The organism is Streptomyces sp. HB132 (genome assembly GCF_016909575.1).
In the GTDB taxonomy this organism is placed as follows: domain Bacteria; phylum Actinomycetota; class Actinomycetes; order Streptomycetales; family Streptomycetaceae; genus Streptomyces.
The window spans coordinates 316,262-337,765 of the sequence record NZ_JAFBGA010000004.1 but is presented as its reverse complement, the minus strand read 5'-3'; the positions used below and the strand labels follow the sequence as shown (position 1 = coordinate 337,765).

Sequence of the window (21,504 nt, the reverse complement as noted above, 5' to 3'; positions counted from 1 at the left end):
GATAAGCATTCCGACTCGTAATCGTTATAGCCCTGTTCGGCGCGCCCCCTCCCCTTCAGGACACCGATGCCATTTCCGTGGCCGGTTTCTGACGATGCGTGGGTGCTGTGAGCGAGGGATCCGCTCTGACCACGCGCCGGAACGCGGCCGTCCCTCTGGTCAAGTCGTGCCCCACCGCCACGGCGTCGATGTCCACGGAGGTCCTCCACACCCCTTCCCGCTCCTCCTCACGCACCTTCAGACGCCCGTGGACGACGAGCGGCTCTCCGACCGAGACCGAGCCGGACAGATTCGCCGCCAGTGTCCGTCGTGCCCAGACCGTGTAGAAGCCGGTGCTGCCGTCGGTCCAGGCCTGCTGTTCCCGGTCCCACCGCCGGGGTGTCACCGCCAGCCGGAATCGCGCCGTCGGCCCTGTCGCCGTCTCCCGGAAGTCCACCGGGGTCGCCGCGTTCCCCACCAGCGTCACCATGGTCTCGTTCATTTCCCGTCCCCCGATTCCCTGCCGCTTCCGTACGCTTTCCGTCCGCTGTCCGCCCTGCACCGATGGGATGCGGTGCGGTGCGACGACGTGCGCCCGGCGCGTCCGTCCGATCCGCTTGGAACCATGCTGGACGGAAACGTGAAATCCCGCCGGGCCTGTGGATTACCCGCCGGTTGTGGAAAACTCCGTCACCGCCACATAGCGCTCCCGCACCTCGCGGTAGCGCGCCAGTTCCGCCGCCACCGGATCGAGGACCCTGGCCCTGCCGCAGCCGGCCGCAGCCTCGCGGAGCCGCCGCTCCGCCTCCTGCCCGTAGCGGCGTGCCGGGCCCCGCGCCGCGGCCGCGCACGACCACTCCACGAGCGGACCGCCGACCACTCCCGCCAGCATGAGCAGCGCCGGGGTCAGCAGTCCGGGTTCGAGCACGCCCACGATCTGGCCGAGCAGCCACAGGCCCCCGAAGATCTGGAGCAGCGTCATCGATGCCTGGGCGAGTACCGCAGCCGGCCACCACGCAGGGCGCGGCGGCCTGGTGCCACGGCTCGTCAGGGCGCCGGCGACGGGTGCGGACGACCTGCCCCCCGACGCGGAACCACGCTTGCCCTGCCCGGCCGCCGTGGTGGGTCCGCCAGGGCCCGCGGAAGCGGACCCGGTGTCCGTGCTCCCTCCACGGCTCCGGCCGCCGCCTCCCGCCGCCGCGGTCCGTGACAGCTCGTCCAGTGCCTCCGGCAGCCCCTGCGCCCCGTTCACGGCCGCCTCGCGCACGGCCTGCGCCCAGGGCGCGGGAAGCCCGCCCACGGCGTCGTCCGCCAGGGTCCGCACGGCCTGCTCCACCCGCTGCCTGGCGGTGAGCTCCTCCTCCGGCGGCGCGAGCGCCTGCGCCATCAGGTCCAGGCCGCCGAGCTGCCGGGTGGACTCGTACCAGCGCCAGAGCCGCAGCCAGGGCGTCCCGCAGGCCCGCCCCGCGTTCCTGCGCCACTCCCGCTCGGCCGCCTGCCCGGCCGCCGCGGCGCCGACGGCTTCCGCGAGCCGGTCGGTGAACTGCTCACGGGCCCGCTCCCCGAGCCCCGGCCGCCCCTCGGCCACGTACACCGGGCGGAGCCGCGCGGCGGCCGCGTCCACGTCGGCGGAAAGCCTGCGGGCCGCAGCCGTGCGGGACTGGACGAACCTGCCGAGCAGTTCGCGCAGATCGCCCACCCCGGCGCCGGTGAGCGCGGACAAGGACATGACCGTGGCGCCCGGATCGCCGTGCTCCCCCACAGCGATGCCGTCCTCGTCCAGCAGTCGGCGCAGGTCGTCCAGGACCAGGTCGGCCGCCTCGCCGGAGAGCCGGTCGATCTGGTTGAGCACGACGAAGGAGATCTCGGCGTGCCCGGCGAGCGGTCGCAGATAGCGTTCGTGCAGGGCGGCATCGGCGTACTTCTCCGGATCGACCACCCAGATCACCGCGTCGACCAGGGCCAGCACCCGGTCCACCTGCTCCCGGTGGCCGGTGGCCGCCGAGTCGTGGTCGGGCAGGTCCACCAGGACGAGCCCCTGCAGCGCCTCGTCGACGGCCGTGCCGCCCTGCACCGGCCTGCGCCGGAGCCGTCCCGGGATGGCGAGCCGGTCGAGCAGTCCGGCAGCGCCGTCGGTCCAGCTGCAGGCGATGGGCGCCGAGGTGGTCGGCCTGCGCAGTCCGGTGTCGGAGATCTGGACGCCCGCGAGCGCGTTGAAGAGGGTCGACTTCCCGCTGCCGGTGGCGCCCGCGACGGCGACGACCGTGTGGCGGGAGGAGAGCCGCTGTCGGGCCGACGCCTCGTCGAGCACCCGCCCCGCCTCGGCGAGCGTGTCACCGTCGAGCCGGGCACGGGAGAGCCCGACCAGTTCACGCAGCGCGTCCAGCCGGGGCCGCAGGGGGCCGCCGGGCAGTCCGTACGCCTCGACCTGGGTCTCCGCGGCGTCGTCCTCCTGGGCGGTCCGCAGGTCCTCCGCGTGCTCCTGAGCGGCTTCGGCGGCCTCGGCTCGGCGGGCGATGAGGCCGTCGTCCCAGCGCTGTCCGTCGTTCCCCCGGGCCCCCGCGGCCTCGTCCTCCGCTCCGTGATCCGGTCCGTGCCCGTGCCCGTGGTCAGGTCCCTGGTCGGTGACGGCAGTCATCGCTTCCACCTCTCCTTCTGCAGTACGGACAGAGCGGCAATGAGTTCGGCCTGCGGTTCGGGGGCGACCTCGAGGGCGTCCAGCGGGGCGAGCCGCCGGTCACGCTCGCCGTGCATCACCTGGTCCAGGCACTCGGTGAGCAGCGCCCCGCCCTTGTCGCGGAGCCGCAGCGCCCCCTGGGCGCCGATCCGTTCGGCGAGCTGCTCTCCCGCGCCCCTGGCTCGGCGGCCGCCGAGGAGGGCGGCGGCCAGCAGCGCCGCCACCGTCTCGGCGTCGGGCGCGGCGTTGCGTTCGAGCAGCCGCGCCTCTTCCTCGGCCAGTTCTTCCAGGACCCGGCGCCAGCGCCGTACGGCCATCCCGATGCGGCCCTGGATGTCCTCGGCGGGCCCCCACCCCCCGGCCTCCCTGCCCGCGTCCTCGAACCGGAAGATCCCGGCGGCCGGCTCGCGCTGCCAGGTCGCGCGGATCTGCTCGTCGGATGCCGCCACGGCGCACTGCAGCAGGGCGATCAAGCTCTCCACCAGTGCGTCCAGCAGCTCCGCCGCGCTGCTGTAGAGCGGGTATCCGCGCCAGCGGGTGCGTGCGCCACCGGCGAGCACCGCGCCGTTCCGGAGCCGCCGCCGCACACGCGACAGTTCCTTCCCGTACGCCTCCTCGACCACGCCGGTCAGCCGCACGGCCGCCGCGTACTGCGCGGCCACCGCCCCGGCCAGCTCGGGCATCCGTACGTTGAGCGAGTCGATGACCCCGGACGCCGTACGCCCCACGGCCTGCTGACGGGCCGCCGGGTCCTGCGCCCGGTGGGTGAGCCAGTCACGCAGGGGGGCTACGGCGGTGGTGGGCAGCAGCCCGCTGCCGCCGCCCGCGGACTCGGGCAGCTCCGGAATGGTGAAGCGTGGCACCTCGCCCAGGCCGGCCCGGGTGAGCAGCGCGGCGTACTGCCGGGATACCTCGCCGATCACCTGGTGCGGCACCCGGTCCAGGACGGTGACCAGGGAGGAGTCGTACTCCTTCGCGGTACGCAGCAGATGCCACGGCACGGCGTCCGCGTACCTGGACGCGGTGGTCACCATGACCCACACGTCGGCGGCGCAGATGAGCTCGGCGGCCAGGACCCGGTTCCGCACGACGAGCGAGTCGATGTCGGGGGCGTCCAGGAGCGCGAGCCCCCGGGGCAGGGTGGCCGCGGTCTCGACACGCAGCACGGTGTCGTCGCGGTCGCCCTCGATCCCGAGGTGGTCGAGCCCGTCCGGGTCAGGGACCTGACCCGGGGGCAGCCAGATCCGGGTCAGCTGCGGCAGCACCCGCACCCCGGCGAACCAGTGGTGGTCGTCCGGGTGGCACACGAGTACGGGCGTCCGTGTCGTCGGGCGCAGCACACCGGCCTCGCTGACCCGGCACCCCACCAGGGAGTTGACGAGCGTCGACTTGCCCGCGCCGGTGGATCCCCCGATCACCGCGAGCAGCGGTGCCTCGGGGTCCTTGAGCCGGGGTACGAGGTAGTCGTCGAGCTGGGCGAGCAGTTCGGTCCGCGTCTGCCGGGCGCGTGGGGCCCCCGGCAGCGGAAGTGGAAGACGCACGGCAGCGACACGGTCGCGCAGGGCGGAAAGTGCGTCGATGAGCTGGGGCCGTACATCCATGGTTACCACATGTGAAGAATGCCCAATTTTGACGCCTTTTTGAAGCGTATAGGCCCCTCTGCGCGGCGAATCCACCCCGGGGGACAGAGGGGATGAGTGGGGCGCGGGCATAACGAGTGCACAACACCCGTGACGCGAGGCGCCAAAAGCGGTGCATGAATCGCACCTACCTGCGATTATCGGTTCGCTTCACCGAACCTCCACATCGTGCCACGCAGGTGAAGCAACCGGGACCAGGCGATCTGAGCCCTATCCTTGTCCCGGCAAGGCCACGGATGGCTTGAACCAGCGCCCTCCGGGGCATCAGGCCGACACCCGGCCCCCGTAGCTCAGTGGATAGAGCAGGCGCCTTCTAAGCGCTTGGCCGCAGGTTCGAGTCCTGCCGGGGGCGCACAGCCGCACAGCACCGGGCCCTCCTTCGGGAGGGCCTCCCTGTCGCCACAGCACCGTAGCGAGCGCGGCGTAGCGTGCACGTAAGTACCGCCGCCCGCCCGCCCGTTCGGGTTCCGCTCCGGCCGGCGTCAGGGCCCGGGCCGGTCCAGCAGGGCGGGTACGTCCGCGAAGGAGTCCACCACGTGGTCCGGGGTGCCGTCGGCGGCCTCATGGGTCTCCGGCCGGTACTTGCCGGTCCTGACCAGTACGCCGGTGATGCCGTGGCGCTGGGCGGCCAGCACGTCCGTCTCGACGTCGTCGCCCACCATCAGCGTCCGCGCGGGGTCGGCGCCGAGGTGCGCCAGCGCGGCGGCGAAGAACGCTCCGGACGGCTTGCCGGTGACGACGGCCTCGGTGCGCGCGGCGCGCTCCAGGCCGAGGAGGAAGGCACCCGTGTCGAGGTCGAGCCCGTCGGCGGTGCGCCAGTACAGGTTGCGGTGCATGGCGACGAGGGAGGCGCCCTGTCGGACGAGGCGGAAGGCGCGGTTGAGGGCGGCGTAGGTGAAGGCGGCTCCCGCGCCGCCCAGGACGACGACGTCGGGCACGGCACCCTCGGCGTCCTCCTCCTCGACCAGGGGCACCCCGGACAGGTCACCCCGTACGTCACCGGTGTTGATCAGCAGACAGCGGGCTTCGGGATGGTGCTCGCGCAGGTGTGCGGCCGTGACGGCGGGTGCCGTGAGGATGTCGCCGGGACCGACGGGGAAGCCCGAATCCGCGAGCCGCCGCGCGATCGAGTCACGCGTACGGGACGTGGTGTTGGTGACCAACGCCAGCGGCATGCGCGCGGCCCGCAGCCGCTCCATGGCCTCCACGGCACCGGGCAGCGGCTCCCAGGACACCGTGAGCACACCGTCGATGTCGATCAGGACCGCGCCGATTCGCTCCATACAACCGACCGTCCCCGACTTGCCGAACCGGCGCAAATGGGTTTGTTTCGAAGGTGGGGGGTGCGTGTGCGTTCCGCGCTTCCCCTCGGTCGAGAACCTCTCTTGGAGGTGAACCACCGTGCTGTTCACCGACCGCACGGATGCCGGGCGGAGGCTCGCCGTGGCGCTGCGGCACCTGGAGCGGCGTGACCCCGTCGTCCTCGGGCTGCCGCGTGGCGGGGTGCCGGTGGCCTACGAGGTGGCACAGGCACTCCGGGCACCGCTCGATGTGATCGTGGTCCGCAAGCTGGGGGTCCCGTACCGCCCCGAACTGGGTTTCGGCGCCATCGGCGAGGGCGGGGTGCGGGTCATCAGTGACGAGATCGTGCGCCATGCCGGGGTCCGGGAGACGGATCTCCTGGCCGTCGAGCGCGCCGAGGAGGCAGAGCTCCTGCGCCGTGCGCGGACCTACCGGGAAGGCCGGCCGCGCCTGCCGCTGGAAGGGCGCACGGCGGTCGTGGTGGACGACGGTGTCGCCACCGGAGCCACCGCGAAGGCCGCCTGCCAGGTGGTGCGCGCGCAGGGTGCGGCCCATGTCGTACTGGCCGTGCCGGTCGCGTCGCCGGATGTCGCCGCCAGGCTGCGCGAGGACGTCGACGAGGTCGTGTGCCTCTCCACCCCGAGCCTCTTCTCCGCCGTGGGCGAGTGGTACCGGGACTTCTCCCAGACCTCCGACGAGGAGGTCGTCTCCCTGCTCGCGCGGGCGTTCGCGGGTGTCGTCACGGCCGAGGGGGTCGAGGTGGACGCCGGCGGGGTTCCTCTCCCGGGAGATCTGGTACTTCCCGCGGGCACCGGGGCTGTCGTGGTGTTCGCCCACGGCTCGGGCAGCAGCCGCCACAGCCCGCGCAACCGCGCCGTGGCCACGGTGCTGAACCGGGCCGGCCTTGGCACCCTGCTCTTCGACCTGCTCACACCCGGTGAGGAGGTCTACCGCGCCAACGTCTTCGACATCGGCCTGCTGGCCGGGCGGCTGGCGGGTGCCACCTCCTGGCTGAGGCGCCGCACCTCCCTCCCCGTCGGCTCCTTCGGGGCGAGTACGGGGGCGGCGGCGGCGCTGCGGGCCGCCGCCGCGGCGGACTCGGGTGTCGGTGCCGTGGTCTCCCGCGGCGGCCGCCCCGATCTGGCCGGGGCCGATCTTTCCGGGGTGCGCGCACCCACCCTGCTCATCGTGGGCGGCGACGACAGCACGGTGATCGACCTCAACCGGCAGGCACAGGCAGCGTTGTACTGCGAGAACCGGCTGGAGATCGTCCCGGGTGCGACCCACCTCTTCGAGGAGCCGGGCGCCCTGGACCAGGTCGCGGACCTGGCCCGGGACTGGTTCACCTCTCACCTGACGCCGCCGTCCGGCTGAGGCACGGGGCGCATCCCGGATCTCGGGACGGGACGCCTCCCCCGCGGGCGGCAACTCGCCGCCCCCTCCGGGCACATCGCCCGGCGGCCGAGTGATCCGGGCCCGGCCCACGCGCACAGACGCATGGAGTGACACATGATCGAAATCGCGTGAATCGATTCAAGCGGCGTGAAGATAGTGGCCCGCCACGACGGCTGTCAAGGGCGCCCCACCCGCTCTACGCACTCAGGCCACACATCACCCCTCTTCCTGGAACTACTCGCCATCAACCCATTGACTGCGCCCGCAATCCCCGTTTAGCTTCCGAGCAACTTCATTGAAACCTTTCACGGCGGGTGGTGCGGAGCAGTCCCACCGCTGAGGAGCTCCCATGAACCAGTCCGCTCCGGACCCGGCCCCGGTCCTGGCTCTGAAGGGCGTGAGCAAGTCCTTCGGTGCCGTACGGGCCCTTCAGGACGTGTCCCTGCAGTTGCTCCCCGGTGAGGCCCACGCACTCGCGGGTGAGAACGGCGCGGGCAAGTCGACCCTGATCAAGGCGCTCGCCGGTGTGCACCGCCCGGACAGCGGCGAGGTGCTCCTCGACGGCCGGTCCGTCGTCTTCCACGGCCCGGCGGACGCCCGTGACGCCGGTATCGCCGTCATCTACCAGGAGCCGACGCTCTTCCCTGATCTCTCCATCGCCGAGAACATCTTCATGGGCCGTCAGCCCCGGCGGTCCCTGGGACGGATCGACCGCCGGGCTGTGCACGAGACGACCGCCGGGCTGATGCGGAGGCTCGGGGTCGACCTGGCACCGGACCGGCCCGCCCGCGGGCTGTCGATCGCCGACCAGCAGATCGTCGAGATCGCCAAGGCGCTCTCCTTCGACGCCCGCGTCCTGATCATGGACGAACCCACGGCGGCCCTGACCGGCAGCGAGACCGCCCGGCTCTTCTCCGTCGTGCGCGCGCTGCGCGCCGAGGGGGCGGCGGTGCTGTTCATCTCGCACCGCCTGGACGAGATCTTCGCGTTGTGCCGGCGCGTCACGACCCTGCGCGACGGCCGGTGGATCTCCTCCGAACCGCTGGACGGGCTCACCGAGGACGACCTGGTGCGCAGGATGGTCGGCCGTGACCTCGGCGACCTCTATCCCAAGCAGGACGCCGAGGTCGGCGAAGTCGCCCTGTCGGTGCGCCGGCTGACCCGCGAGGGTGTCTTCCGCGACGTGTCCTTCGACGTGCGCCGCGGCGAGATCGTCGCGCTCGCCGGACTGGTCGGCGCCGGGCGCACGGAGGTCGCCCAGGCGGTCTTCGGTGTCGACCGCGCCGACGCGGGCGAGGTCAGGATCGCGGGCACGGTGCTGCGCCCCGGTTCACCGACCGCCGCGATGGACGCCGGACTCGCCCTCGTGCCCGAGGACCGGCGCCAGCGCGGGCTGGTCATGGATATGTCGATCGAGCGCAACATCGGCCTCACCGGCCTGGGCGAGGTCCGCAAGCGGGGTCTCGTCAGCCGGGCGCTGGAACACGACCGGGCCGCCGACTGGGCGGTGCGCCTCCAGCTCAAGTACAACCGGCTCGCCGACACCGTGGGCGTGCTGTCCGGCGGCAACCAGCAGAAGGTCGTGCTGGCGAAGTGGCTGGCGACCGGCCCCGACGTGCTGATCGTCGACGAACCGACCCGAGGGATCGACGTCGGCACCAAGGCTGAGGTCCACCGGTTGCTCTCCTCGCTCGCGGCGGACGGCCTCGCCGTTCTGATGATCTCCTCCGATCTCCCCGAGGTCCTCGGCATGGCGGACCGGGTGCTCGTGATGCACGAGGGCCGGCTCGTCGCCGAGATCCCGCGCGAGAGCGCCACCGAGGAGTCGGTCATGGCCGCGGCCACCGGACGCTATGAAAGGGCAGTGGCATGACCACCACCATCGAGGGCCCTCCGGACACCGCGAAAGCGCCGGAGCGGAGGGCCTCCTCGCTCGTGGACGCCGTCTTCCGGGCGCGTGAGATCTCCATCGCCGGGGCGCTGGCCCTGCTGGTCCTCGGCACCTACCTCGCCAACCCGCTCTTCCTGTCCGACCAGGGCGTCAAGGACCTGCTGCTCAACGCGTCGATCCTGGTGCTGCTCGCGGTCGGCCAGTCAGCGGTCGTGATCACCCGCAACATCGACCTGTCCGTGGGCTCCGTCGTCGGCCTGTCCGCCTTCGCGTGCGGCAAGTTCGTCGCGGGGAGCGACCACGGCGTGCTCACGGTGACGGTGCTGGGCATCGCCATCGGCGTCGTCTGCGGCCTGGTCTCCGGAGCCCTCGTCAGCTTCGGCAGGGTCCCGGCGCTCGTCGTGACCCTGGGCATGCTCTACGTCATCCAGGGCATCGACTACTGGTGGGCGCAGGGCGAGCAGATCAGTGCCTCCGACGTGCCGGAGGCGGTCCTGGGCCTCGGCAGCGGAAGCGTTCTGGGCGTCCCGTACCTGCCGCTGATCGCGCTCGTCCTGCTCGCGGCGACGGCGTACTTCCTGCGCAGCTACCGCTCGGGGCGTGAGCTGTACGCCATCGGGTCGAGCCCCGATGCCGCCCGGCTCGCCGGTGTCCCGATCCGCCGCCGGGTGCTCGCCGCGTACGCCTTCTCCGGAGCCGTCGCCGGCTTCGCCGGGGCCCTGTGGCTGGCCCGCTTCGGCACGGTCGTCGCGGACAACGCGCACGGCTGGGAGCTGACCGTCGTCAGCGCCGTCGTCGTCGGCGGTGTCGCCATCACCGGCGGGACCGGCACCGTGTGGGGCGCCGCGCTCGGCGCCCTGCTGCTCACCACCATCGGCAGCGTGCTGGTGGTGCTGAAGGTGGACTCCTTCTGGCAGGGCGCCATCACCGGTGCGCTCCTCCTGCTGGCCATCAGCGTCGACCGGATCGTGAACCTGCGGATGACCGCCGCACTGAGGAAGAGGAACGCCCGTCATGACCACGGCGCCTGACACGAAGACGGCTCCCGGGCCGCGGGCCGGAACGAAACCCTCTCCCCTGCGCGGCCTGGCGCTGCGCTGGGACACCGCGGTCGGTGTCCTGCTGGTGGCCGTGCTGGTCGTCGGGCTCGGGAGCACCGAGGGCTTCGGGTCGAGCGAGAACCTCGCGTTCGCCTTCAACGACATCGCCGAAGTCGCCCTCATCGCACTGCCGATGACCCTCCTGGTGGTCGCCGGGCAGGTCGACCTGTCCGTCGCCTCCATGCTGGGCCTGGGCAGCGCGCTGACGGGTGCGCTGTGGGAGGCGGGCTGGGCCTTCGAGACGATCGTGCCGGCCGTACTGCTGGTGGGCGTCGCCGGAGGCCTCCTCAACGGCTGGCTGGTCACCAAGGTGGGCCTGCCGTCCCTGGCCGTCACGATCGGCACCCTGGCGCTCTACCGGGGTCTGGCCTCGGTGGCCCTCGGCAGCGACGCCGTGACGGACTTCCCGCGGGTCTACGCGGACTGGGCCGTCGACACCACGACCGTCCCCGGCACCTTCCTCACCTACCCCGTGCTGCTCTTCGTCGTCCTGGCCGCGGTCACGGCGGTGGTGCTGCACGCCACCGGGCTCGGCCGTTCGCTCTTCGCGATCGGCGCCCAGGAGGAGGCCGCCTACTTCGCCGGGATCCGGGTCAAGCGGATCAAGCTGCTGCTCTTCGTCGCGACCGGGCTGTTCTCCGCCTTCGCGGGGATCGTCTTCACCCTCCGGTACGGAAGTGCCCGTGCGGACAACGGGCTCGGCTTCGAGATGCTCGTCATCGCGTCGGTGCTGCTCGGCGGCATCGACTTCGACGGCGGGAAGGGCACGCTCTTCGGCGCGGTCGCCGGTGTGCTGCTGATCGGCCTCCTGAAGAACCTGCTCACGCTCAACGACATCGCCAACGAGGTGCAGGTCATCGTGACCGGACTGCTCCTGGTGGCGTCCGTCCTGACCCCACGGGTCATCGCGACGGTCGTCGAACGACGGCACAGGCGGGCCGCGCGCACCCCCGCACCCCCGTCCTCATAACCACCCTTCCGCCGTACCTCTCCGAAAGGCACACGCCGTCATGATGCTCCGCAATGCCGCTGGGCGCCGCGCCGTCGCGACCGCCGCGACCGCCGTCTCCCTCGCCCTCGCCCTCACCGCCTGTTCCGGCACCACGAAGAACAGCGAGGAGAGCGGGAGCGGGAAGGCCGGCAGCTCGGCGAAGGCCGACCCGGACGCACCGCTGAAGAAGGGCCTGAAGCTCGCCTTCCTGCCCAAGCAGATCAACAACCCGTACGAGAAGATCGTCGACGAGGCGGGCATCGCGGCGGCGAAGGAGTACGGCGGCACGGGCAAGGAGGTCGGCCCGTCCGACGCCAACGCCTCCTCGCAGGTCAGCTACATCAACACGCTGATCCAGCAGCGCCAGGACGCGATCCTCATCGCGGCGAACGACCCGAACGCGGTGTGCGGCCCGCTCAAGCAGGCCATGAAGAAGGACATCAAGGTCGTCGCGTACGACTCCGACACCGCGAAGGACTGCCGCCAGCTCTTCATCAACCAGGCCGGCTCCGAGGAGATCGGCCGCAGCCTGGTGCAGCACCTCGGCGAGCAGATCGGCCACAAGGGCAAGATCGCGATCCTGTCGGCCACGCAGAACGCGACGAACCAGAACACCTGGATCGAGTTCATGAAGGAGGAGCTGAAGCTCCCCGCGTACAAGGACATGGAACTGGTGAAGGTCGCGTACGGCGACGACGCGGACCAGAAGTCCTTCCAGCAGACGCAGGGCCTCATGCAGGCCTACCCGGACCTCAAGGGCATCATCTCCCCCACGACGGTCGGTATCGCGGCCGCCGCCCGCTATCTGAGCGACTCCTCGTACAAGGGCAAGGTCGTGCTCAACGGGCTCGGCACGCCGAATCAGATGCGCAAGTACGTCAAGGACGGCACCGTCGAGCAGTTCTCGCTCTGGAACCCGCAGGAGCTCGGCTACCTCGGTTCGTACGCGGCCGCGGCGCTGGCGTCGGGGCAGATCACCGGTGCGGAGGGCGAGAAGTTCAAGGCGGGCAAGCTCGGTGAGTACACGATCGGCAAGGACGGCGAGGTCATTCTCGGCGATCCGACCGTCTTCGACTCCGAGAACATCGACACGTTCGACTTCTGATCGGGGGAGGCGGCTCCATGCAGCGCGTCTGCTTTCTGCTGAAGGTCCGTGAGGACCGCAAGGACGAGTACCGCGAGCGCCATGCCGCGGTGTGGCCGGACATGCTCGCCGCGCTGTCCGAGGCGGGCTGGCACAACTACTCGCTGTTCCTCCGCGAGGACGGCCTGCTGGTGGGCTACCTGGAGACGGAGGACTTCGACGCGGCCCGGGAGGCGATGGCGGCGACGGAGGTCAACGCACGGTGGCAGCGGGACATGGCCGGGTTCTTCGAGCAGGCGGAGGCCGCGGACGAGGCCATGGTCCCGCTGACCGAGGTGTTCCACCTGGCCTAGCCGGTGCCCGTCCCGTCCGCTCCGGCTGCCGCGGGCGGACGGGACGGCCCGCGTTCAGGAGGCGGCGAGAGCCCCGTGCCTCCGGGTGGTCCGCCTCGTCGGGGCGCGAGTGGCCGCGCGGGGGCGTCCGCCGGACCGTGGCCGGCAGGGACGGCTCCCTGCCGGGCCGCGGTCGGCCGTGTCAGCCGAGCTCGCCCTCGCCCTCGTCGCCCGGCGGTGCGTCCCCGGCGCCGTTCTTGATCCTGTCGGCCCGCTCGATCATCGTCGCGAGCTTCTCCACCGAGCTGTCCTCGGTGGCGGAGGCCAGCTTCCTCGCCCGGGCTGCCAGTTCGCCGAGTGCGGGTGTCCCCGGCAGGTCGCCGCCACGCAGCGTGTCCGCGAAGTACGCGGCCACCGCGGTCACCTGGAGCCGAGCCGTGGCGCCGTCCCAGAGTTTCCCGCCGACCGCGCCGGTCTCCACCGACCCGGTCTCCTCGTGCGCCTTCCGTGTCTTCGGGTCCAGCCAGCGCACGGTCGCCGTGGCCACGTGGCCGGAGGCACCCTCGCGGAGGCGTACGGCGTAGAGCGCGGTCACCGTGTGGCCGGGGCCCACCTCGCCGCCGTCGACGCTGTCGTCCCGGAAGTCCTCGTCGGCGACCTTGCGGTTCTCGTAACCGATCAGCCGGAACTGCTGGACGGTGCTGCGGTCGAAGGCCACCTGGGCCTTGGCGTCGCGGGCCCGCAGTTCGACGTGGGCGGGCAGCTGGTCGACGAAGACCTTCCTGGCCTGGGTCTCGTCGGCGATGTACGTGGTGTTGCCGTCGCCCTTGTTGGTGAGGCGTTCCATCAGCGCGTCCCCGTAGTCGCTGCCGACCCCGACGCCGAACAGGGTGATGCCGTGCTCCTCGCGGGCGTCCCCGACGCGTTCGAGGATGGCGTCGGCCTCGGTCTCACCGGTGTTGGCGAGGGCGTCGGAGAGCAGGACGACCCGGTTGGTGGCGCCCTTGCGGTGGCCCTCGACAGCCTCCTCGTAGCCCCGTTCGACGCCGGCCGCCACATTCGTGGAGTCGGCGGGCTCCATCTTCCCGATGGCGTCGCGGAGTCTGGTGCGGTTGCCCTGGAGGCGGGTCATCGGCAGCCGGGTCTCGGCCTCGTCGCTGAAGGTGACCAGGGAGACGGAGTCGTCGTCGCGCAGTTCGTCGGCGAGGATGCCCAGCGAGGTCTTCGCCAGGTCCAGGCGGCCCGGTTCGGACATCGATCCGGAGATGTCGACGACGAAAGTCAGTGCGGCGGGCGGACGTGCACCGGTGTCCGAGGCGGCCTTGGTGGCCAGCCCGACCCGCACGAGCGACCAGTCGGCGGCGTCGGAACGGGCGCCGTCGACGCTCACCGCGAAGCCGTTGCCCTCCGGCCGCTCGTAGCCCTGGCGGAAGCTGTTGACGAACTCCTCGGGGCGCACCGTGTCCGCCGCCGGGAGGCGCCCGTCACCCAGGGTGCGGCGCGCGTATCCGTAACTGGCGGTGTCCACGTCGAGGGCGAAGGTCGACAGGTAGTCGGGCGCCACGCTCTCCCGTCGGCCGCCGTCCTTCGCCGCCCCGTCCGCGTCCTCCCGCTGCCCCGGCGTGGCGGCCGGGGGCTGTTCGCCCCCGGCCGGCCGGCCACCGGTGCCTCGGTCGTCGGACGACCTGGCGCCGCCCGAATCCGAAGCGCCGCATCCGGTGATCAGGACTGCGCCCAGGAACAGGGCGAGCGCTCCCCTGTACGTTCTCGGCCTGTGTGCCATCGGTACCCCCCACGTCGTCGACATCTGCCAATGTGACGTGCGAGGCGGCCCGGCGGAGTCGTCGAAGGCGTTGCGGAACAGTCTCGATGGGGCAACAACCGGGCCCGATCCGGCGGAACGCCGGCTTCAGGACACGATGTCCTTACGGCTGAACCCGCGGAAGGCCAGCGCGAACAGGATCAGGGCATAGGTCACCGACACGGCCGCCCCCTTCACCATCCCGCCCCATTCGAGGTCGGGCTGGAGCGCGTCCGCCCAGGCGAACTGCCAGTGCGCGGGCAGGAACTCGCGCCACGTCCCGAGGGCCGTGACCGCGTCGAGGACATTGCCGACGATGGTCAGTCCGACCGCGCCGCCCACCGCGCCGAGCGGAGCGTCCGTCTTCGTCGACAACCAGAACGCCAGCCCGGCGGTGACGAGTTGGGAGACGAAGACGAACGCGACGACCAGCGCGAGACGTGGCACCGTGTCCGAGGTGGCGAGCGCGCCCCCGGTGGGCAGCTTGAGCGGCCCCCAGCCGTACGCGACGGCCCCCGCTCCCAGTGCGACGAGCGGCAGCAGCACCATGGCGGCGAGGCTGAAGCCGAGCGCCACGACGAGCTTGCTCCACAGCAGCCTGGAGCGCGGTACGGGCGCCGCGAGCAGGTAGCGCAGCGAGGACCAGCTGGCCTCGGAGGCCACGGTGTCCCCGCAGAACAGGGCGACCGGGACGACGAGCAGGAAGCCGGCGGAGACGAAGAGGCAGGTCGCCGCGAAGTTCGCCGCGGACTCCGTCGCGACGTCCATGAGGTTGATCCGCGAACCGCCGCCCCCGCCTCCCCCTTCACCACCGCCGGGGGTGCCGCCGACCGCGAAGGCGATGATCAGGACGAACGGCAGTGCCGCCAGCACCCCGAACATCAGCACGGTGCGCCGCCTGCGCAGCTGCCTCATGGCCTCCACGCGCAGCGGCAGGGTGCGGTGGGGACGGTAGCCGGGGGCTTCGGCCGGTGCCTGGATCTCTGGTGCGGAGCTCATGCGGATCCTTGGGAGATGAGGGTGAGGAACGCGTCCTCCAGGCGGCGGTGCGGCCCGACGCCCGTCACCGGCACGTCGAGGCGGACCAGTTCGGCGATCAGCTGGGACGCGGTGGCACCGTCGAGCCGGACCAGCAGGCCGTGGCCGTCGTCAAGGCGGGCGGCGGAGCCGATGCCCGGGAGGGCGGCCACCTTGTCCACGAGCGGTTCGGCCACCTCGGTGCCCGTGGTGACGAGCAGCATGTCGCCGGAGCCGGTGATCTCGGCGACCGGACCGGCCTGGACGAGCTGCCCCCGGTCCATGACCACCAGGTGGGTGCAGGACTGTTCGACCTCGGAGAGGAGGTGGCTGGAGACGATCACGGTCCGGCCGCCGGCCGCGTACCGGATCATCACGTCCCGCATCTCGCGGATCTGGGGCGGGTCGAGCCCGTTGGTGGGTTCGTCGAGGATGAGGAGGTCCGGCATGCCGAGCATGGCCTGGGCGATGGCGAGCCGCTGCCGCATGCCCTGGGAGTAGGTGCGTACGGCGCGGGCCAGGGCGTCGCCGAGTCCGGCGATCTCCAGGGCCTCGTCGATGTGGGCGTCCTCGGCGGGGCGCCCGGTGGCCTGCCAGTACAGCTCCAGGTTGGAGCGGCCCGACAGGTGCGGGAGGAAACCGGCGCCCTCGACGAAGGACCCGACGCGGGACAGCACGGGCGCCCCGGGGCGGATCGCGTGCCCGAAGACACGGATCTCACCGGCGTCGGGGGTGATGAGCCCCATCAGCATGCGCAGGGTGGTGGTCTTGCCGGCGCCGTTCGGCCCGAGGAGGCCGAGCACCTGACCCTTCTCCACGCGGAAACCGAGGTCGCGTACGGCGTACCGGTCCGAGGACTTCGCGTACTTCTTGGACAGGTCCGTGATCTGCAGCGGCACGTCGGCCAGCGCCGGGTCGGGGGCGGGCGTCGCGGTGCGCCGGCGGGCGGTGAGCAGGAGGGCGGCGGCGATGACGAGCCCGGCCGCCGGGAGTCCCCAGGTCCACCAGGGCATGGTGGCCGCGGCGGTCTTCACGGCGGGTGCCGTGGGGACGGTCAGCGGTCCGTCGAGGGAGACGGTGTACGTCGCGGGCTCGGCCGGTGAGGCGTAGGCGAGGTCGGTCGCGGAGAGGACGACGCGGAGGCTGTGCCCGGCCTCGACCTCGTGGTCGACGGCGGGCAGGGTCAGCTCGACCGGCTTGCCCTGTTCCTCGGGGGTGATGCGGTACGGCGCGACGAGCTGGGAGGGCAGCACCTGCTGCTTCCCGTCCGGCGAGACGTCGTAGACCTTGCCGAAGAGCACCGCGTCGCCCTGGTCCGCCTTCACGTCCACACGGACCGTGGGCGATCCGGTGATGTGCACGGCACGGTCCAGCGGGGCGGACTCGAAGCGGGCGTACTGCCCGGGGAAGTCGAGGGAGAGCCCGACTCCGAGCGAGGACAGCTGGGAGAGCCCGCCTCCGATGCCGGGGACCGCGGAGATGGAGGGCGGGTTGGCTCCGGCGGGGTTGCGGAAGGTCTGGGTCTGGCCGCCGGTGGGGGCACTCCGCCCTCCTCCGGCCGAGGCGCCCCGGCCTTCGTCCGTCCCGGGCCGCTGTCCGCCGCCCGTCATCGTGCCGCCCTGCCCGCCGTCTGCCGGGGGCTGCCCGCCGCCGGTCAGCGTGATCTTCCGCCCGCCGCTGGTCAGCCCCGGGTACGTGGCGCTGCTCGCACCGCGCTTCAGGGCGGCACCGTCGGTGGAGTCGACGCCTCCGGTCCGGGTCACGCGGAAGCCCGGCCCGGTGTCGGCGCCCTTGTCCTCCTTCAGATACCGGTCGAACCAGTCGCCGATCCGGCTCTCCACGCGGTCGCCCTCGTCGTCCCCTCCGTCGTGCCCGCCCGCGATCCAGTCGACGGACACGGGTGCGCCGTTGGCCTTGATGGCCTTGGCCATGGCGTCGGCGTGACCGAGCGGGAAGAGGGAGTCGCTCTGTCCCTGGAGGATCAGCGCGGGTACGTCGATCCGGTCGGCCACGGCCTCGGGGGAACGTTCCGTCAGGAGTTCACGCGCTGCGGCGTCCGGCTTGCCGCTGACCGCGACCCGCTCGTACATCTCGCACAGCTCCTTCTGGAACCTCTCGCAGCCACCGCCTGAGCTGACGAAGATCCCGGACCAGAGCTTCTTGAACACCCCGTCGGGGAAGAGCGCGTCGGCGAGGTTCCAGTAGCTGATCACCGGTGCGATGGCGTCGACCCGGTCGTCGTGCCCGGCGGCGAGCAGCGACACGGCGCCGCCGTACGAGGCGCCGGTGACACCGACGCGCGGGTCGCCCTTCGCGTCGAGCTCCACCTCGGGACGGTCCGCGAGCCAGTCGATGAGCGCAGACACGTCCTTGACCTCGCCGTCGGGGGCGTTGAGCGTGATCTCCCCCGTCGTCCTGCCGAATCCCCGGGCGGACCAGGTCATGACGGCGTACCCGTCGGCGGCCAGCTTCTCGGCCTGGGCGCGCACGTCGTCCTTGCTGCCGCCGAAGCCGTGCCCGATGAGTACGGCGGGCCGGGGCTGGGTGCCCCTGGACGTGAAGTACGAGGTGTCGACCGACACCCCGTTCATCTTCATCATCCGGTCCTGCCGGTGCACGGGTGGCGCGCTGTCGTCGGCGGTAGCGGTCCAGGTACCGGCACCCGCGAGCACGGCGAGGGCGGCGACGACCGCGGCCCACCGGCCTCGGGTACGGGGCAGCCGGTGCCGCCACCGGGAAGTCGGGTTCTCCATGACTCGACCCTAAACGGAACGGTCCCACGCCCCGCGTGCCCCCAGGGGGAGGTCCACGGCATCCCTGGGAGGTACGGTCGGCTCCTCCCGTACTCCGCCTGCGGTACGGCGACGTCACGAAAGGGCCCTTACGTGGACATCCGTATCCGCCCCGCCACCACCACCGCGGAGCTCCTCGCAGCCGCGCACCTCTACGACGCCGAGCCGCTCCCCGAGTGGGCTGACCGTTTCCTCGCGGCGGAGGGCCATCTGATGCGTGGAGCCCGACGACGAGGCCGCGCTCGCCACCTACCGCTCGGCGGGGGCGACGGACGACGGAAGGTTCGCCATGCTGACCTGGGAGTTCGGCATCGCTCCGGGAACCGGTCCACCAAGCGGGGCGTGAGGGGTCCGCAGGGCTCGCACCGGGACGTGCCGGCCCTCAGCGGCCGGCCGGCACCGGAGCGGCGAGGCCCGTGAGTGGCTCCTCGGCAGGCAGGAGGGCGGATGCCCTGTCCGTCTCGCCCGCCCTGACGAGTGCGTGGATCTCGTGGGCGAGGGGCGTGACGTCGGTGACGGAGACCAGCCACTCGTCCGCGTAACGCCGTGCGGCCTCGCCGCTCAGTCCGAGCTGGAGGGAGCGGTGCGGCAGCGTGTTCAGGTGGAGGTCGCGTTCCGGGTCCCACTGGACACGGGTGGGGCTGCGGCGCAGATCGCGCTGCCAGGTGGCCCGGTCGGGGTGCACGCCCCGGACGTAGTGGGAGAGTTCGGCGTGCTCCAGGGCCCATGCGAAGCCCTCGCGGGTGATCTCGACGGCGAGCACGGTCTCCTGGCCCTCCTTCGTGCCCCAGCCGCAGCGGTACATCATCCACAGGAAGCTCGGTTTGATCCACGTCATGCGGTCGCGCTTCCAGGTGTCCGGGAAACGCCCGTCACGGGCGGTGGGCAGTCCGATGGACGGCGAGTACGCCTGGTAGACGGTGACCGTGGTGGCTGTGTGCCGGGCGCGGATCTCGTGTTGCGGTGTGGACATGGCCCCCAGGATGGCCGGGTGTCGTGCTGGCTGCCACGGGTTTTCCGGCAGGGCGCCGTCGGCCGTACGAGAGGCCTACGGGCGCCGCGTCGGCACCGGGCCGACCGCCGGCAGGCGGTCGAGGAGCGCACGGCGCAGGTCCGCCGCGAGTAGCCGGAGCCGCCTCAGCTCCCCGTCGTCCGTCGTCGTTCCGGCGACCACCGTGAGCCGGTGGACGAGGCGTTGGCGGGCGGTGGCCGTGCCCCATTTCCAGTCCTCGCCCGGGATGCGGGCCAGATGGTCGGCGCTGCCCCGTTGGGCGCGCTGGACCAGTGCGTCGCCCCGGATCAGCCAGCCCGCGCAGGCGTCGGCGAGACCGGCGTCCGGGAGCGGGGTCCCGGTCCCGGTGTGCCAGGCCGTGCGGTAGGCGGCCTCCGCCCGTTCCAGCAGGGGTCCCTCCGCCCTGGTGACACACCAGCAGGTCGGGAACCCGATCCGCAGGTAGGCGAGTTCCATCAGGCCGCTGCCCAGGGACGCCTGCTCGAAGTCGACGAACCTGACGCCGTCCGCCGTGTGCAGGTCGTTGCCGGGGCACGGGTCGCCGTGGAGGAGGGCGGAGCCTTCGGCCCGGCCGAGGCGGTCCACGAGCGTGTGGAGCTCGTCGCGCACCCCCGGCCGTTCGGGCACCCCGAGCGCCTCGGCCAGGGCGAGGAAGGAGGTGACGTCGGAAGCGGTCGGGCCCTGCCAGCGGGGCAGGGCGCCCGCGTCGGCGGGGCGGGCGGTGGCGTGCAGCCTGGCGAGGGCCTCCGCGTAGTCGACGATCCAGTCGGCGGACGGCCGCCGCTCGTCGAGGTGTTCGAGGACGAGGACCCGCTCGGCGGGGTCGGTACCGAGGAGCGCGGGCACCACCGGGGCGCCCTGCGCCCGGCCGGCGATGCGCAGGGCGGCGACCTCGCGCTCGTACCGCTCGTCGGCCTCGGGACCCGCCACCAACTGCTTGAGCACGGCCGGCCGCCCGTCGAGCTCGATGCGCCAGACCCGTGAGCGGGGGCTGCTCGCCAGCTCGGCGGGATGTGCGGGCGGGCCCAGTCGGGCTCTCAGGACCTCGGAGAACGGAAGCTGCGATGCCGGCACCATGCGGCCAGTCTCGCAGCCAGCGGCCGGCCTCGCGGGCGGTTCCGGTGACCGGGGCGGTGCGCCGGCGGCGCACGGCGCCGAACCGCCTCAGCGTGGGTACGTCCACCGGACGAGAAGCCAACATCCGTACCAGCGCGCGCAGTTGAACGGATGCGGTGCACCGAAGCACCGTTCCGGCCACAAAGCCCACTGAATCGCCCTTGCCACTTGTGTACGTGTGGCTGCGGCGGTGGTTCGGCTGTCCCGCACCCTGCACCATGAACCCGACGGGCCGTCACGGAACGCCCGAGCCGGCACACCGGCCCGCCCGTCCCACATGACCCCCCACACGCAGGAGTCACCGTGTCCCACCTGTCCCGATCGAATCGTTCCGCACGCACGGCCCTGGCCACGGCGGTCGCCGGTGTCCTGACGGCCGGCGGTCTCCTGGTCTTCCCGTCCGGCGCCATGGCCGCGCCGGAACAGACCGCGGCGACCCGGTCCGCCTCGGCCGGTGCCGAGACGGCCGACCTCACCCGGGACGAGGTCCTGCGCCGCGCGAAGACCTGGCTCACCGCCGACAACGGCTCCCAGGTGCCCTACAGCCAGACATCGGTCTGGAAGGACGGGTACCGGCAGGACTGCTCGGGCTACGTCTCGATGACCCTCGGCCTGTGGAAGTCCGGCCCCAACACCGTCGAACTGGCGGGCAACCGGGCTGTGACGACCCCGATCCAGCTGAGCCAGCTCCTGCCGGGCGACCTGCTGATCGACGCGGACGGCAGCAACGTCACCCGCCACGTCGTGATATTCGCGGGCTGGACGAGTTCCGCCCGCACCGCCTACCAGGCGTACGAGCAGCGCGGCGGGCACGGCACGGACCACCGCGTGCTGACCTACGGGCTCGGCGCGAACAGTGAGTACAAGCCGTACCGTCCGGTGAAGCTCGGTGGCGGCGGTACCACGCCCGCTCCGCCGTCGTCGGGCTGGTCCACGCTCTCGCAGGGCAGCAGCGGCGCCCGGGTCAAGGCCGCGCAGTACCTGCTCACCAGCCACGGCCACGCGACCACCGCCGACGGTGTCTTCGGTTCGGTCACCGACTCCCGGGTGAGGGCGTTCCAGCAGTCCAAGGGTCTGGTGGCGGACGGGGTGGTGGGCCCGCTGACCTGGTCGGCACTGGTCAGGACCGTCCAGGAGGGTTCCTCCGGCGCGTCCGTACGCGCCGCCCAGACCGCGCTGAACGCGCGTGGACACTCGCTCGTGGTCGACGGCGAGTTCGGTGGGCTCACCGACTCGGCGGCCCGGGCCTTCCAGCAGAAGAAGGGGCTGGTCGCGGACGGGGTGGTCGGCCCGAAGACCTGGAAGGCCCTGCTGGGCAGCTGAACGGTTTCCGCCCCGCGCGTGCGAACGGCCCACCCTGTGTGGGCCGTTCGCA

17 protein-coding genes and 1 tRNA gene are annotated in these 21,504 nt (G+C 72.1%); 9 read left to right on the top strand and 9 right to left on the bottom strand.

The window, feature by feature from the left end:
- Window positions 1-55 precede the first annotated feature (55 nt).
- The 3 genes from JOC24_RS12420 to JOC24_RS12410 all read right to left on the bottom strand — a co-directional run bounded on the left by JOC24_RS12420 (window position 56) and on the right by JOC24_RS12410 (window position 4,257).
- The gene (locus JOC24_RS12420; protein WP_205020278.1) at window positions 56-481 is read right to left on the bottom strand and encodes a single-stranded DNA-binding protein; all 426 of its coding nucleotides are present in this window, start codon (window positions 479-481) and stop codon (window positions 56-58) included.
- Between the two features lie 162 nt (window positions 482-643).
- Window positions 644-2,617, bottom strand: coding sequence for a GTPase (locus JOC24_RS12415; RefSeq protein ID WP_205020277.1), 1,974 nt, complete (start codon window positions 2,615-2,617; stop codon window positions 644-646).
- The gene (locus JOC24_RS12410) at window positions 2,614-4,257 is read right to left on the bottom strand and encodes an ATP-binding protein (RefSeq protein ID WP_205020276.1); all 1,644 of its coding nucleotides are present in this window, start codon (window positions 4,255-4,257) and stop codon (window positions 2,614-2,616) included. The genes JOC24_RS12415 and JOC24_RS12410 overlap by 4 nt, the downstream gene beginning before the upstream one ends.
- Window positions 4,258-4,575: 318 nt before the next feature.
- Here JOC24_RS12410 and JOC24_RS12405 point away from each other — a divergent pair.
- Window positions 4,576-4,648, top strand: a tRNA-Arg gene (locus JOC24_RS12405).
- A gap of 130 nt (window positions 4,649-4,778) precedes the next feature.
- Here the strand turns inward: JOC24_RS12405 and JOC24_RS12400 are convergent.
- On the bottom strand, window positions 4,779-5,579 hold the full coding sequence (locus JOC24_RS12400; RefSeq protein WP_205020275.1) for a TIGR01458 family HAD-type hydrolase: 801 nt from the start codon (window positions 5,577-5,579) through the stop codon (window positions 4,779-4,781).
- Between the two features lie 118 nt (window positions 5,580-5,697).
- Between JOC24_RS12400 and JOC24_RS12395 the strand changes: the two genes are divergently transcribed.
- From JOC24_RS12395 to JOC24_RS12370, 6 genes are all read left to right on the top strand, one after another.
- Complete coding sequence (locus tag JOC24_RS12395; RefSeq protein WP_205020274.1) at window positions 5,698-6,972, top strand: phosphoribosyltransferase family protein; 1,275 nt, start codon at window positions 5,698-5,700, stop codon at window positions 6,970-6,972.
- Between the two features lie 370 nt (window positions 6,973-7,342).
- On the top strand, window positions 7,343-8,866 hold the full coding sequence (locus tag JOC24_RS12390) for a sugar ABC transporter ATP-binding protein (protein ID WP_205020273.1): 1,524 nt from the start codon (window positions 7,343-7,345) through the stop codon (window positions 8,864-8,866).
- Window positions 8,863-9,915, top strand: coding sequence for an ABC transporter permease (locus JOC24_RS12385; protein WP_205020272.1), 1,053 nt, complete (start codon window positions 8,863-8,865; stop codon window positions 9,913-9,915). Before JOC24_RS12390 ends, JOC24_RS12385 begins: the two co-directional genes overlap by 4 nt.
- Entirely contained in the window at window positions 9,899-10,954 is a 1,056-nt protein-coding gene (locus tag JOC24_RS12380; RefSeq protein WP_205020271.1) for an ABC transporter permease, read from the top strand. Before JOC24_RS12385 ends, JOC24_RS12380 begins: the two co-directional genes overlap by 17 nt.
- A gap of 40 nt (window positions 10,955-10,994) precedes the next feature.
- Complete coding sequence (rhaS, locus tag JOC24_RS12375; RefSeq protein WP_205020270.1) at window positions 10,995-12,080, top strand: rhamnose ABC transporter substrate-binding protein; 1,086 nt, start codon at window positions 10,995-10,997, stop codon at window positions 12,078-12,080.
- Between the two features lie 17 nt (window positions 12,081-12,097).
- The gene (locus tag JOC24_RS12370; RefSeq protein ID WP_205020269.1) at window positions 12,098-12,412 is read left to right on the top strand and encodes an L-rhamnose mutarotase; all 315 of its coding nucleotides are present in this window, start codon (window positions 12,098-12,100) and stop codon (window positions 12,410-12,412) included.
- Window positions 12,413-12,593: 181 nt separating this feature from the next.
- Here JOC24_RS12370 and JOC24_RS12365 read toward each other — a convergent pair whose 3' ends face one another.
- The 3 genes from JOC24_RS12365 to JOC24_RS12355 all read right to left on the bottom strand — a co-directional run bounded on the left by JOC24_RS12365 (window position 12,594) and on the right by JOC24_RS12355 (window position 17,962).
- The gene (locus tag JOC24_RS12365; RefSeq protein ID WP_205020268.1) at window positions 12,594-14,174 is read right to left on the bottom strand and encodes a vWA domain-containing protein; all 1,581 of its coding nucleotides are present in this window, start codon (window positions 14,172-14,174) and stop codon (window positions 12,594-12,596) included.
- A gap of 126 nt (window positions 14,175-14,300) precedes the next feature.
- Window positions 14,301-15,191 (bottom strand): ABC transporter permease, encoded by an 891-nt coding sequence (locus tag JOC24_RS12360; RefSeq protein ID WP_205020267.1) that lies wholly within the window; start codon window positions 15,189-15,191, stop codon window positions 14,301-14,303.
- The gene (locus JOC24_RS12355) at window positions 15,188-17,962 is read right to left on the bottom strand and encodes an alpha/beta fold hydrolase (RefSeq protein ID WP_239580317.1); all 2,775 of its coding nucleotides are present in this window, start codon (window positions 17,960-17,962) and stop codon (window positions 15,188-15,190) included. Before JOC24_RS12355 ends, JOC24_RS12360 begins: the two co-directional genes overlap by 4 nt.
- A gap of 256 nt (window positions 17,963-18,218) precedes the next feature.
- On the opposite strand from JOC24_RS12355, the gene JOC24_RS33985 reads away from it, so the two are divergent.
- Window positions 18,219-18,347, top strand: a complete 129-nt coding sequence (locus JOC24_RS33985) for a hypothetical protein (protein ID WP_307792677.1) — start codon at window positions 18,219-18,221, stop codon at window positions 18,345-18,347.
- Between the two features lie 36 nt (window positions 18,348-18,383).
- On the opposite strand, the gene JOC24_RS12345 is transcribed toward JOC24_RS33985, so the two are convergent.
- Window positions 18,384-18,974, bottom strand: coding sequence for a DUF4291 domain-containing protein (locus JOC24_RS12345; protein WP_205020266.1), 591 nt, complete (start codon window positions 18,972-18,974; stop codon window positions 18,384-18,386).
- Window positions 18,975-19,049: 75 nt separating this feature from the next.
- Window positions 19,050-20,090, bottom strand: coding sequence for an aminoglycoside phosphotransferase family protein (locus tag JOC24_RS12340; RefSeq protein ID WP_205020265.1), 1,041 nt, complete (start codon window positions 20,088-20,090; stop codon window positions 19,050-19,052).
- A 342-nt stretch (window positions 20,091-20,432) separates the two neighbouring features.
- On the opposite strand from JOC24_RS12340, the gene JOC24_RS12335 reads away from it, so the two are divergent.
- On the top strand, window positions 20,433-21,452 hold the full coding sequence (locus JOC24_RS12335; RefSeq protein WP_307792676.1) for a C40 family peptidase: 1,020 nt from the start codon (window positions 20,433-20,435) through the stop codon (window positions 21,450-21,452).
- Window positions 21,453-21,504: the final 52 nt, after the last annotated feature.

What these genes read in the sequence shown, in the direction of transcription:
- JOC24_RS12420 (WP_205020278.1), bottom strand. Translation starts at nt 481, where the DNA reads ATGAACGAGACCATGGTGACGCTGGTGGGGAACGCGGCGACCCCGGTG.
- JOC24_RS12415 (WP_205020277.1), bottom strand. Translation starts at nt 2,617, where the DNA reads ATGACTGCCGTCACCGACCAGGGACCTGACCACGGGCACGGGCACGGA.
- JOC24_RS12410 (WP_205020276.1), bottom strand. Translation starts at nt 4,257, where the DNA reads ATGGATGTACGGCCCCAGCTCATCGACGCACTTTCCGCCCTGCGCGAC.
- JOC24_RS12400 (WP_205020275.1), bottom strand. Translation starts at nt 5,579, where the DNA reads ATGGAGCGAATCGGCGCGGTCCTGATCGACATCGACGGTGTGCTCACG.
- JOC24_RS12390 (WP_205020273.1), top strand. Translation starts at nt 7,343, where the DNA reads ATGAACCAGTCCGCTCCGGACCCGGCCCCGGTCCTGGCTCTGAAGGGC.
- JOC24_RS12385 (WP_205020272.1), top strand. Translation starts at nt 8,863, where the DNA reads ATGACCACCACCATCGAGGGCCCTCCGGACACCGCGAAAGCGCCGGAG.
- JOC24_RS12380 (WP_205020271.1), top strand. Translation starts at nt 9,899, where the DNA reads ATGACCACGGCGCCTGACACGAAGACGGCTCCCGGGCCGCGGGCCGGA.
- rhaS (WP_205020270.1), top strand. Translation starts at nt 10,995, where the DNA reads ATGATGCTCCGCAATGCCGCTGGGCGCCGCGCCGTCGCGACCGCCGCG.
- JOC24_RS12370 (WP_205020269.1), top strand. Translation starts at nt 12,098, where the DNA reads ATGCAGCGCGTCTGCTTTCTGCTGAAGGTCCGTGAGGACCGCAAGGAC.
- JOC24_RS12365 (WP_205020268.1), bottom strand. Translation starts at nt 14,174, where the DNA reads ATGGCACACAGGCCGAGAACGTACAGGGGAGCGCTCGCCCTGTTCCTG.
- JOC24_RS12360 (WP_205020267.1), bottom strand. Translation starts at nt 15,191, where the DNA reads ATGAGCTCCGCACCAGAGATCCAGGCACCGGCCGAAGCCCCCGGCTAC.
- JOC24_RS12355 (WP_239580317.1), bottom strand. Translation starts at nt 17,962, where the DNA reads ATGGAGAACCCGACTTCCCGGTGGCGGCACCGGCTGCCCCGTACCCGA.
- JOC24_RS12345 (WP_205020266.1), bottom strand. Translation starts at nt 18,974, where the DNA reads ATGTCCACACCGCAACACGAGATCCGCGCCCGGCACACAGCCACCACG.
- JOC24_RS12340 (WP_205020265.1), bottom strand. Translation starts at nt 20,090, where the DNA reads ATGGTGCCGGCATCGCAGCTTCCGTTCTCCGAGGTCCTGAGAGCCCGA.